At 42.8% G+C, this 11640-nt stretch carries 11 protein-coding genes; 9 read left to right on the forward strand and 2 right to left on the reverse strand.

Annotated elements, in window-relative coordinates; translation table 11 throughout:
* The first annotated feature begins 117 nt into the window (after positions 1-117).
* The 8 genes from AC5YCI_RS09400 (at position 118) to AC5YCI_RS09435 (ending at position 9523) form a co-directional block, all read left to right on the forward strand.
* The gene (locus AC5YCI_RS09400; protein WP_496175466.1) at positions 118-1596 is read left to right on the forward strand and encodes a flavin-containing monooxygenase; all 1479 of its coding nucleotides are present in this window, start codon (positions 118-120) and stop codon (positions 1594-1596) included.
* Positions 1593-2531 carry an alpha/beta hydrolase gene (locus AC5YCI_RS09405; RefSeq protein WP_496175467.1) on the forward strand — a complete coding sequence of 313 codons (939 nt, stop codon included), beginning with the start codon at positions 1593-1595 and terminating at the stop codon, positions 2529-2531. Before AC5YCI_RS09400 ends, AC5YCI_RS09405 begins: the two co-directional genes overlap by 4 nt.
* Before the next feature lie 12 nt (positions 2532-2543).
* Positions 2544-3695: an iron-containing alcohol dehydrogenase gene (locus AC5YCI_RS09410; protein ID WP_496175468.1), complete on the forward strand. Its 1152-nt coding sequence runs from the start codon at positions 2544-2546 to the stop codon at positions 3693-3695.
* Positions 3682-5109: a sigma-54 interaction domain-containing protein gene (locus AC5YCI_RS09415; RefSeq protein ID WP_496175469.1), complete on the forward strand. Its 1428-nt coding sequence runs from the start codon at positions 3682-3684 to the stop codon at positions 5107-5109. Before AC5YCI_RS09410 ends, AC5YCI_RS09415 begins: the two co-directional genes overlap by 14 nt.
* A gap of 12 nt (positions 5110-5121) precedes the next feature.
* Positions 5122-6567: an NAD-dependent succinate-semialdehyde dehydrogenase gene (locus AC5YCI_RS09420; RefSeq protein ID WP_496175470.1), complete on the forward strand. Its 1446-nt coding sequence runs from the start codon at positions 5122-5124 to the stop codon at positions 6565-6567.
* A gap of 46 nt (positions 6568-6613) precedes the next feature.
* Positions 6614-7978 carry an MFS transporter gene (locus tag AC5YCI_RS09425; protein WP_496129529.1) on the forward strand — a complete coding sequence of 455 codons (1365 nt, stop codon included), beginning with the start codon at positions 6614-6616 and terminating at the stop codon, positions 7976-7978.
* A gap of 68 nt (positions 7979-8046) precedes the next feature.
* Positions 8047-8772: an SDR family NAD(P)-dependent oxidoreductase gene (locus AC5YCI_RS09430; protein WP_496129528.1), complete on the forward strand. Its 726-nt coding sequence runs from the start codon at positions 8047-8049 to the stop codon at positions 8770-8772.
* Complete coding sequence (locus AC5YCI_RS09435) at positions 8744-9523, forward strand: SDR family NAD(P)-dependent oxidoreductase (RefSeq protein WP_496175471.1); 780 nt, start codon at positions 8744-8746, stop codon at positions 9521-9523. Before AC5YCI_RS09430 ends, AC5YCI_RS09435 begins: the two co-directional genes overlap by 29 nt.
* A 24-nt stretch (positions 9524-9547) precedes the next feature.
* On the opposite strand, the gene AC5YCI_RS09440 is transcribed toward AC5YCI_RS09435, so the two are convergent.
* On the reverse strand, positions 9548-10417 hold the full coding sequence (locus AC5YCI_RS09440) for an SDR family oxidoreductase (protein WP_496175472.1): 870 nt from the start codon (positions 10415-10417) through the stop codon (positions 9548-9550).
* Positions 10418-10468: 51 nt separating this feature from the next.
* Complete coding sequence (locus AC5YCI_RS09445) at positions 10469-10963, reverse strand: lipocalin family protein (protein WP_496129525.1); 495 nt, start codon at positions 10961-10963, stop codon at positions 10469-10471.
* Positions 10964-11289: 326 nt separating this feature from the next.
* Between AC5YCI_RS09445 and AC5YCI_RS09450 the strand changes: the two genes are divergently transcribed.
* Entirely contained in the window at positions 11290-11580 is a 291-nt protein-coding gene (locus tag AC5YCI_RS09450; RefSeq protein WP_496175473.1) for a hypothetical protein, read from the forward strand.
* Positions 11581-11640: the final 60 nt, after the last annotated feature.

The raw sequence follows: 11640 nt of genomic DNA on the forward strand, positions 1-11640 counted from the left end.
TTTTAAAGTCTAGATAAATCAAAGATATAGAATAAAAGAATAAGTTGGCATGATTTTTGATAACATAATTTAGATGATTTTTTTCATCATCAAGGAAAAAATAATAAGGATAAGGACATGAGTCAGCAAATTTTAGATGTGGCTATTTTAGGATCAGGCTATGGTGGCTTAGGCATGGCTGCGGTACTCAAGCAACATGGGATAGAAAATTTTAAAATTTTTGAAAAAGCAGATGCATTAGGTGGTGTTTGGCGCGATAACATTTATCCGGGTGCTGCTTGTGATACTCAGTCGCATATTTATTGCTTTAGCTATTTTCCGCATTTACGCGTCAGTCGTATGTATGCCGGTCAAGAAGAGTTATTGGGCTATTTAAATGATTTAGCCAGTCACTTTGATTTACATCCACATCTCAGCTATAACGCTGAAATTACCCAAGCCATGTGGAATCAAGAACAGCAGCTTTGGGATTTAGAGATTCAAAATTTAGGTTTGGTCAAAGCCAAAGTGTTTATTCCAGCCTGGGGGCAACTCAATACACCCCTCATCCCAAGCTTTAAGGGTGCAGAGCGTTTTCAAGGACAAAGTTTCCACTCTGCTGCATGGCAATATGAAGTCAATTTAACAGATAAAAAAGTGGTGAGTATTGGCAGTGCTGCGAGCGCTGTACAATATATTCCTGAGGTTGCGAAACAGGCAAAACAGCTCACGATTTTTCAGCGCAGTGCCAATTGGATTATGCCGCGTGATCAGTATGTGTTTAGTCAAGCCGAGTTGGATGAATTTGAGCACAATCCTGCCGCATTTTTTGCCAGCCGTCAGCATATTCATCAAATGCGTGAAGATGGTTTTCATCGCACCCAGCATGGCAGTAACATGCAAAAAGAGGGCGAGCATTTAGCCCTGCAACATCTATATAACAGCATTCAAGATCCAATTCTACGTGCCAAACTGACTCCAGATTATGAGTTTGGCTGTAAACGAATTTTAAGAACCGATGATTATTACCCAACACTTAATCGTGACAATGTGTCTTTGGTGACCGATGCGATTGCAGAAATCAGCGAGCATGGCGTTGTCACCAGTGCCGGAGAATACATCGAAGCCGATGTCATTATTTATGGAACTGGATTTGCCAGTCAAAACTTTAATGGCAAGCTCAATATTGTTGCACACAATGGTGAGTCTTTATCACAAGTGTGGGCAGATGGTGCAGAAGCCTATTTAGGTTTAAGCATACCTCAATTTAATAATTTATTTTTAGTCTACGGCCCTAACACCAACTTAAACCATAATTCCATTGTGACGATGCTAGAAATTCAGCATCAATACATTTTAGAGGCGGTACAGCACATTTTAGCGCATGATGTGGCCTTAGCTGTCAAGCCGGAATTATTTGAGGAGTATAACCAAAAAATCCAGCAGCAAATGGCTCACTCAGCCTTTTCCTCCGATTGCTCAAGTTGGTATAAAAATGCAGCCGGTAAAGTCATTAACAACTGGCCCTTAGATGTGGAAGCCTATCGTCAGGCGGCACAGTTTCAAGCATCTGACTACTATAGCGCGCATGTCGGGATGGAGGATCAAGTGGTATGACTTACGCACTGCATCCGGATGCCCGTCCGATTATTGAGGCCTTCTTAGCCAAAGGCGGACAATCGTTTGAAAAAATGGGCAGTATTGCTGAACTACGCCAAACCTATATCAACAATTGTGCTTTGGCTGCGATGCAAGGCTTAGATCATGTGCAAACGCAGGATATTGAGCAAACATGGCAAGATCAGCCGATCCACCTACGTATTTATGATGTTGATTTACAAGCAACCCACAGGCCATGTGTGATCTATATCCACGGCGGTGGTTGGGTAATTGGTAATTTAGATTCACATGACTCGATTTGTCGTAAGCTGGCCTATAGTGCTGATGTACGCGTGATTGCAATTGACTATCGTCTGGCGCCTGAATTTAAATTTCCTGTGCCTTACCAAGACTGTCAGCAGGCACTGGCGTATATCATGCAACAACATACCGAATTAGGAATTGATGTCACACGCTTAGTGTTTTGTGGGGATAGTGCAGGCGCCAATTTAGCAGCTTATTTAGCACAAAATTTTTATCAGCAATTTAACATTGAGCTAAAAGCACAACTCCTACTTTACCCAGTGATTGGGTATTTTCCTGAGAGTCCGAGTTATCAAGCTTATTTAAGCGGCTTTCCCTTAGTACAAAGCACCATGCATTGGTTTTTTGAGCAGCTCATGCAACAACCAAACGATCACAATGCAATTTGTCTATTAAATCAGCCGTTTATACGGGAAAATGGCAAACTCTATATTCTGACCGTGGAGCACGATCCACTACGTGATGAGGTTTTAGACTATGTAAGCGCGGCAATTCAAGCCGGCTTAAATGTGGAATATCACCATGTGCAAGGTTTGATGCATGGCATGTTCACCCTGGCAGGAAAATTACCAATTGCAGAACAATACTTAGATAAGATCAGTGAATTTATTAAACATAATATTAAATAGGATAACAATAATATGACATTTGCAACATTTAAAACCGCCAATAAATTGATTACTGGGCCGAATGCACTGGATTATTTAAATACCGCCATCGAAAAATTCAACATGAACAAGGCATTGATTGTCACTGACCAAGGCGTGGTACAGTCAGGTACCATTCAACAGGTACTCAGTCGCTTAAACATTGATTACGCCATTTATGACCAAGTCAAACCAGAACCTGAGTTAGCACAAGTGCAAGAGGTGATTGATGGCTATCATCAACAAGCCTGTGATGGGGTAATTGCGGTAGGTGGCGGTAGTGCCTTAGATATTGCCAAATGTGTGGCAGCTTTGGCAGGACAAGCTGGCGCTGTTGAGGATTTTATTGGGGTAGATAAAATTCAACGCCGCGATATTGCACTGATTGTGATTCCTACCACGGCGGGTACGGGTTCGGAAGTGACCAACATTGCGATTTTATCCGATACCGTCCAGCAAATGAAACAAGGGATTGTCAGTGATTGCTTATTACCTGATGTGGCCATTGTTTCACCGGTCATGTCAGTCAGTTGCCCACCTGCTGTCACTGCCGCCAGTGGGGTAGATGCCTTGGTACATGCTATTGAAGCGTATATTTCAGTGAATCGTTCTGATGTCACCGATGCCTTGGCCATTCAAGCCATTGAAATGATTGTTGAATACTTACCACAAGCCTATGCTTTGCCGAATCATCTACTCGCGCGAGAAAAAATGGCCACGGCAAGCTTAATGGCTGGATTGGCGTTTGGTAATGCGGGAGTGGGTGCCGTGCATGCCTTGGCTTATCCATTGGGCGGGAAATATAAAATGGCACATGGGGTGAGTAATGCGCTTATGTTGCCTTATGTCTTAAAATGGAATGTCTTGGGCTGTGCAGAACGCTTAAGTGAGATTGCTAAACGCTTACATCTGGCCCAGGGTAATCACCATATGCTTAATGCCGAAAAATTAGTGGAATTTTTGCATCAATTTTGTCGTCAACTGAATATTCCCGCAGGTTTACAGCATTTTGGCATTTTGGAGGAAGACTTGGCCGGTCTTGCGGCAGAAGCGATAAAAGTCGAGCGCTTGCTGAAAAATAATCCGCGTCAATTCACTGTGCATGAAATTGAATCGATTTATCGAGAAGCCTATGTCAGTCGCTGATGCGCGCCAGCAGCATTTGAGCTTTTTAGATCAAGTGCAAGGCTTTGCGCTAAAAACCCAAGATGGTCGCTCGATTTTTAATGTTGAACCGATTCGCTCCTTTATGGAAGCGATTCAAGATGGCATTTATATTACTGATGCCGAGGCAGTGACGTTGGCGGTCAATAGTGCTTATGAACGGATTACTGGCCTCAACCGTAGTTTGTTATTAGGTCGCTATATGGGTGATTTGGTTAAACTTGGTTATTTATCCAATTCGGTTTCTTTAGAAGTCATTAAACGCCAAGATGTGGTGACTCTGGTGCAAAGCATTCATGGCAATCAAAAAATTTTAGTGACAGGGAGTCCTATCTTTGATGCCAAGCAGCAACTCCTGTGTGTAGTGACCTGTGTGCGTGATATTACTGAACTCCTGCGTGCCAAACATGCACAAGAACAGCTGGAAAATTTATTCCGTAGTCAAGCACAATACAAACTCAGCAGTCATGCCAGTGATTGTATTGTCTCGCAGCATACACAAGACGTATTTGATTTGGCGACCCATGTGGCTAAGTTTGACAGTAAAGTGCTGATTGGTGGAGAAACGGGGACAGGTAAAAGTCAGCTGGCACGCTATATTCATCACATGAGTCCACGTGCTGAACAGGCTTTTCTAGAGCTGAATTGTTCAGGTCTACCCGATAATTTATTAGAAATTGAACTGTTTGGTTATGTGGCAGGTGCCTTTACCGGCGCCTCTAGTAAAGGCAAAAAAGGTTTATTGGAAATTGCCCATCAAGGCACTTTGTTTTTAGATGAGATTGGTGATTTGCCGTTACATTTACAGGTGAAATTACTTAAAGTCATTGAAGAACAGCGGTTTTTAGCCGTCGGTGGTACAGAATTTAAACAAATTGATGTAAGGATTATCAGTGCCACACATCGCAACTTAAAAGACATGCTGGATCAAGGGCAATTTCGTGAGGACTTATTTTATCGGCTGAATGTTGTCGAGCTCAATTTACCGCCCTTACGTGAGCGCCGTGCGGAAATTATCCCTTTGCTTGAGCACTATTTAAGTCTGTGGAATCAGAAATATCAGCAGCATAAGTCGTTGAGTCCTGAAGTATTAGAAGCTTTAACTCATTATGCTTGGCCAGGCAATATTCGTGAATTGGTCAATTGGGTTGAGCGTTTATGTGTGATGAGTCGTCAAGATCATATTGACATGCAGGATTTACCCCAACCCTTGCAAGTACAGCCTATCGTTGCAAGCAAGCCATTATCACTCAAAGCGCAAGTTTTAACTTATGAACGGCAATTAATTATTGAGGCTTTGGCCGTGCATGGTTCTACCCGTGCCACAGCGCAAGCCCTGCAGGTTGAGCAATCCACCTTAGTGAAAAAAATAGCGCGTTTTAAACAACAAGAATAAGGATATACATATATGGATATTCAGACATTTGCATCTTTTGAAAATCGATGCTGGATCAATGGTGAATGGATCACCACACAGGACAAAATAGCGGTTTATAACCCCTATGATCAAAGTTTGATTAGCGAAGTGCCGCGACTTAATGCAGCGTTAATTGAACAACTGATTATAGATGCCGATCTTGCCCAAAAAAAATGGCGTGAGGTGGCCCCGAATGAACGCAGTCGTTTATTAAGACAATGGTTTGATTTGATTCAAGCGCATCAAGACGAGCTCGCCAGCATTATGACCCTAGAGCAAGGCAAGCCGCTTAAAGAAGCCAAAGGGGAAATTGCTTATGCAGCAAGCTATATCGAATGGTTTAGCGAAGAAGCCAAACGCGGCTATGGCGATATTATTCCCACAGTAAGCAACAGTGAAATTTTGGTCTTTAAGCAAGCGGTGGGCGTCTGTGCTGCCATTACGCCGTGGAATTTTCCTGCGGCAATGATCACGCGGAAAGTGGCACCTGCTTTAGCGGCAGGTTGTAGCATTATTGTTAAACCGGCTTCAGAAACACCATTAACCGCTTTGGCTTTGGCCAAACTTGCCGAACAAGCGGGTTTTCCAAAGGGCATTTTCAATGTAGTCACAGGATCATCTAGTGAAATTGGTGCAGTCCTCACACGTCACCCATTGGTCAAAAAGTTAAGCTTTACTGGTTCGACTGAAGTAGGTGCCAAACTGATGGCACAAAGTGCAGCAACCATTAAAAAACTATCGCTTGAACTCGGCGGTAATGCGCCGGTTTTAGTATTTAATTCCGCGCACATTGATCAAGCGGTACAAGGGGTGATGGACAGTAAGTTTCGTAATGCAGGACAAACCTGCGTCTGTGCCAATCGTATTTATGTGCAAAGTGGCATCTATGCAGAATTTATTGCCAAGCTCAAAGCCAAAGTTGAAATGCTTAAGGTGGGCAATGGCCTAGATGAAACAACTGATATTGGCCCGCTGATTAATGCCAAAGCCGTCGAGAAAGTTCAGCAACACATTCAGGATGCATTAAGCAAAGGCGCAAAATTGGTGACAGGTGAGATTGAATCACAGCAAGGCAATCAGTGTAGCCCCACCTTGCTGCAAGATGTGACCCAAGACATGCTCTGTGCCCGTGAAGAAACCTTTGGCCCAATGGCACCTATTTTTAAATTTGAACATGAAATGGAGGCGATCAAACTGGCCAATGATACTGAATTTGGCTTAGCAGCTTATGTCTTTACCCAAGACATGAGTCAATTTATACGTGTGTCACGTGCTTTAGAGTGCGGCATGGTGGGCGTGAATACCGGTCTAATTTCTAATGCTGCTGCACCTTTTGGTGGCGTAAAAGCATCAGGGATCGGCCGTGAAGGCTCTAAATACGGCATGGATGAATACCTCGAAATGAAATATGTCTGTCTAGGCAATATTCAACTATAACAACATAAAACAACAACGATAAAGCAATGCTCAAAGGATAATGAACATGGAAATTGCACAAACAAAAGCTCCAGAAATTGAGGTGACAGCGGAACGCTCCTCGATCAAAAAAGTGGTTGGCGCAGCAATGGCAGGTACCATTGCAGAGTGGTATGAATTTTTTATTTACGGTATAGCCAGTACCTTGGTTTTTTCAAAGATATTTTTCCCTGCGATGGGCAGCGGCGGCGTTCTGATGGGCATTATTGCCGCTTTTGCCACCTATGCGGTGGGTTTTATGGCACGCCCTTTAGGTGGGCTGGTATTTGGTCACTATGGTGACAAATATGGACGTAAAAAATTACTGCAAATTAGCTTAATTTTGGTGGGTGTGGCGACTTTTCTTATGGGCTGTATTCCGTCCTTCGCCAGTATTGGTTATGCCGCACCAGTCATCTTAGTGCTACTGCGTTTTATTCAAGGCTTTGCTGTAGGGGGGGAATGGGGCGGTGCCATGTTATTAGTGGGTGAGCATAGTCCAGAACATCAGCGTGGTTTTTGGACCAGTTTCCCACAAGCTGCAGCATGTGCGGGTAATGTCCTCGCCAGTTTAGTGTTACTCAGTTTATCTGCTTTACTTGTTCCTGAAGATTTCTTGGCTTGGGGCTGGCGTATTGCATTTTGGCTATCTGCCGTGATTGTATTTATTGGTTATTATATTCGTAAAAATGTCGAAGAATCCGATGTGTTTAAGGAATCAATTGAGCGCCAAGAACAACAACAAAAAGCCTCTGCAGGTTTAAAAGAAGTCCTCAAACATTATCCAAAACAAGCGATTTGCGGCATGCTCATGCGTGTTGGCGAAAACTCAGCCTATTACATTATTGTGGTGTTTTCGATCGCCTATTTATCTATTCAAATGCAATTTAGCTATCCGACGATTTTAAGCTTATTGCTGTGTGCCAATGCGTTTCAGTTTTTCTCAATGATTTCTTGTGGGGCTCTATCCGACAAAATTGGCCGTAAACTGACCATGTATATTGGCTATGCAGGTTTGGTTGCCTGGATTCCATTTTACTTTGCTGGTTTAAATACCGGTGAATTTGCTTGGGTATTATTGGCAATGTGTACGGGTCTATTGTTCCAAGGTATGTGCTATGCCGGACAAGGTGCGGTATTGGCAGAAATTTTTCCAACCCGGATGCGCTACTCAGGATCCTCATTTTGTTATCAAATTTCCTCTATCTTGGCTGGCTCAATTGCGCCAATGATTGCCACCTTATTATGGAAAAAATTTGATAGTACGTTACCCATTACCTTTTATATTTTATTTGTGATTGCGATCTCGGTGATCTCGATTATTTTACTGAAAGAAACCGGTGGTCGTTCGTTACGTGATGTTGATCATGAAGATCAACAAAAACATGCTTAAAGCAACACTAGGGTCAAGTGCGCAATCACTTGACCCTAGGACAACATTAACTATAAGAATAGGTCGGCATGAAAGGATTACAACATAAAACGGTCTTACTGACGGGCGCATTGGGCGGAATTGGTCGAGCCACCATTCAAGCCTTTGATGCATACGATGTGCACTTTATTTTAATTGATGTAGTAGCCAAAGATCAGGCCTTTTTAGATCAGTTAAAAAGTACTGCGGTGTATTTTCAAGTGGATCTTGCCATTACCGCAACCCTCAATCAGCTGCGTCAGGACATTGCCAGCCAATTTAGTCAGATTGATTTTCTGATTCATGCGGCAGGTGTTTATCAACATATTGACTTAGATGATTTAGATGTTGAGACATGGAATCAGCAGATTCAGCTGAACTTAAATGCCAATTATTATTTGGTCAAAAGCTTTAAAGATCTTTTGAGTGAACAAAGTGCCATTGTGAATATCGCCTCGATTGCCGGGCATCAAGGTAGTATTGCACATACAGCTTATGCCACAGCTAAAGGGGGAGTGATTGCATTAAGTAAAAGTTTAGCGATTGAATTGGCACCTAAAACCCGTGTCAATTGTATCTCCCCTGGACTGATTAATACCCCAATGATGCAAGGCATGACTGAAGAAAAACGCCGCGCCATGACCGAAACCACCCCGTTAAAACGCTTAGGTGAACCTCGCGAGATCGCTGATGTGGTTTTATTTTTATGTAGTCAAGGTGCTTCTTTCATGACTGGGGAAACTCTTCATGTCAATGGTGGGCTATATCGTCACTAAATCAGAGAACAATATGAACGAAAAAATACAGGTGGCAATGATCACGGGCGCTGCCTCAGGCATTGGTCAAGCTGTGGCAAGGCAACTGGCCACACAAGGCTATATTTTACATTTACTTGATGTAAACGCTGAGGCGCTACAGCAGTTACAGCTTGAATTAAGTACGCAGACTCAAGTCTATCTGTATGTTGGTGATGTGAGTGATGCGATATTTATTGCCGACGTGCTAGCAAAAATTGGCGATTATGGACAAGGCCTCGATTGCGCATTCAATAACGCGGGGATCACATCAGCGGCGGCCAGTATTGATGCATTAGAACTCGATGTTTGGCAGCAGATGATGAATGTTAATTTAAACAGTGTGTTTTACTGCCTAAAATATCAGATGCAACTCATGAAACAGCATGGATGTGGGGGCTCCATTGTGAATACATCTTCCATGTTAGGTTTAATTGCAACCAAACATCGAGCAGCTTATGTTGCGACCAAACACGCCGTGACAGGTTTAACTAAAGCGGCTGCTTTAGATGGCGCTGAACATCAGATTCGGGTCAATTCCATTCATCCAGGCTATATTGAAACCCCACTCATTGCGCATTTAGATCTACAGTCACTCGTAGCCAAGCATCCAGCTGGGCGTTTAGGCACCAGTGAAGAGGTGGCCAATTTGGTCTATTTTTTACTCTCTAAGCAGTCGCAGTTTGTGACAGGTGCGCAGTATGTCATTGATGGTGGGTATAGTATTCAGTAAAAGGTGAACACGACTCAATCGCCTTTAAGTATTTAAAATCTCACCACCATTTACATGGATCACTTGTCCTGCAATATAACTTGCTGCATCTGAGGCCAAAAACAGATAAGCAGGGGCAACTTCACTGGGTTGTCCCATTCTGCCCATTGGGCTGTCTTTACCAAAATCTGCCACGGTTTGAGCATCAAAGCTACTCGGAATTAAGGGGGTCCAAATAGGACCAGGTGCAACCGCATTGACACGAATACCTCGACTTTGTTTCAGCAAATGACTGGCTAAACTGCGAGTAAAACTGGTAATTGCGCCTTTGCTGCTGGCGTAATCGATTAACTGCTCATGGCCACGATAACTGGTGATACTACTGGTATTGATAATACTGTCACCTGTGTGCAAATGTGGTAATACACTTTGCGTTAAGTAATACATTGAAAATAAATTGCTTTGGAAAGTATGCTGTAATTGCTCAGGGCTAATGTCTTCTAAGTTGGCTTGAGGATATTGCACCGCTGCATTGTTAATTAAAATGTTAACTTTGCCAAATTTTTGCAGAGTTTGGCTCACCACAGAATGTGCTTGCTGTGGATCAGCAAGATTTGCTTTTAACGTCAGACAGGTTCGACCTTCTGCGGCAACGAATTTCTGTGTGTCTTGCGCGTCTTGATCTTCATCTAAATAAACAATAGCAATATCTGCGCCTTCACGCGCAAATAACACGGCAATTGAGCGGCCAATGCCACTATCGCCTCCACTAATGATCGCCACTTTATTTTGTAATTGTTGACTACCTCGATGCTGCGGCTTAATGATCTCAGGTTCAGGGTGCATGTGATGTTGCTGTCCTGGTTGATGTTCCTGATGTTGAGCAGGAGGTGAAGCTGGGTAGTGTTGACTCATGTCTTAATGCTCCCATAAAAAAAGCCCTCTATTAGAGAGGGCTTTAGAGGTTTAAAGCTGTGGCGTTTTGCGTCCGGTATGTACAGTATGAATAAGATCAGTCAGATCATAGCCGAGACTTTCTGCATACGCTAAATATTGTTGTTTTACATTGGGATCTAAATCGACATCACGATGTAACAGCCATAAGTATTTTTGACCGGGCTCACCCACCAAAGCTGTACTATAGTGCTCATCAATTTTTAATACCCAATAATCGCCTTTGGTAAACGGAATCCAACGTAAACCTTCAGGTAAAAAACTCACTTCAAGTTTGCCGTGCTCAGCATCTATGATGGTGGCTTCACCAATAGATTCATCCAATTCACCTTTGCCATCTAGACAGCGGTTTTGCACACGGACTTTGCCATCATCATTAAGTGAATAAACGGCAGAAATATCGGTACTGTCTTCGGGCTGATGCTTCATGGGTAAGCGAGCAATTTCGTACCACGTGCCTAAATAGCGAGTTAAATCAAAATGGTTAACCGTTTGGATCTCTGACATATGTTATTCCTATTGTTTATCATTGCTATAAGGACTTTAATTAGAACGGTTTTTTAGCTACAAGACCTTAGCTGCTTTGTGCAGCTTATGTTGGCTTATGTGAAAAAAATAGACCATCAGGTAAAAAAGGTAAGTGAAAAAATCGAATATCAGTCGCTTAAGTGGGTTTTGTTCACGTTGCATTAAAATGATACACGTTCTCAATTGGAGAATGGAAAAAAGCGCGTAAAGTAATCTTCACCGGCATGATGTAAGTGTGTCGATGATTTGAGCATTGAATGATTTGTCTCAAATTTAATGCAATTTTAATATGGATGGAATCAATCATGAATCACAATCAAAACAGCCAGAACCAGAATCAACGTCTGCAACAGCAGCAACAAAATGGTCAACAGCATCAAAATGACCAACAGCAACAACAGCAACAGCGTGATCAGCAACATAATCCGCGCTTACCGCAACAAGATCAACAACAGCAGCAACCACAACAGCAAGATCAGTGGAAACAGCAGCAAAATCAACATGACCAGCAGCAGCAACAGCCGCAACAACAAAACGGTCAAAACAATCAGCAAAATGTGCAGCAAAAACAGCCTAACCGCGATCAACAAGGTTAAGCTTAAATAAAAAAGGGCCCAGTATATGCTGGGCTTTTTAATGCACTAAAGAAAAGCCAA

This window comes from Acinetobacter sp. CY17 (assembly GCF_059515825.1).

Coding starts and splice junctions, on each gene's coding strand:
- AC5YCI_RS09400 (WP_496175466.1), top strand. CDS start 118: ATGAGTCAGCAAATTTTAGATGTGGCTATTTTAGGATCAGGCTATGGT.
- AC5YCI_RS09405 (WP_496175467.1), top strand. CDS start 1,593: ATGACTTACGCACTGCATCCGGATGCCCGTCCGATTATTGAGGCCTTC.
- AC5YCI_RS09410 (WP_496175468.1), top strand. CDS start 2,544: ATGACATTTGCAACATTTAAAACCGCCAATAAATTGATTACTGGGCCG.
- AC5YCI_RS09415 (WP_496175469.1), top strand. CDS start 3,682: ATGTCAGTCGCTGATGCGCGCCAGCAGCATTTGAGCTTTTTAGATCAA.
- AC5YCI_RS09420 (WP_496175470.1), top strand. CDS start 5,122: ATGGATATTCAGACATTTGCATCTTTTGAAAATCGATGCTGGATCAAT.
- AC5YCI_RS09425 (WP_496129529.1), top strand. CDS start 6,614: ATGGAAATTGCACAAACAAAAGCTCCAGAAATTGAGGTGACAGCGGAA.
- AC5YCI_RS09430 (WP_496129528.1), top strand. CDS start 8,047: ATGAAAGGATTACAACATAAAACGGTCTTACTGACGGGCGCATTGGGC.
- AC5YCI_RS09435 (WP_496175471.1), top strand. CDS start 8,744: ATGTCAATGGTGGGCTATATCGTCACTAAATCAGAGAACAATATGAAC.
- AC5YCI_RS09440 (WP_496175472.1), bottom strand. CDS start 10,417: ATGAGTCAACACTACCCAGCTTCACCTCCTGCTCAACATCAGGAACAT.
- AC5YCI_RS09445 (WP_496129525.1), bottom strand. CDS start 10,963: ATGTCAGAGATCCAAACGGTTAACCATTTTGATTTAACTCGCTATTTA.
- AC5YCI_RS09450 (WP_496175473.1), top strand. CDS start 11,290: ATGAATCACAATCAAAACAGCCAGAACCAGAATCAACGTCTGCAACAG.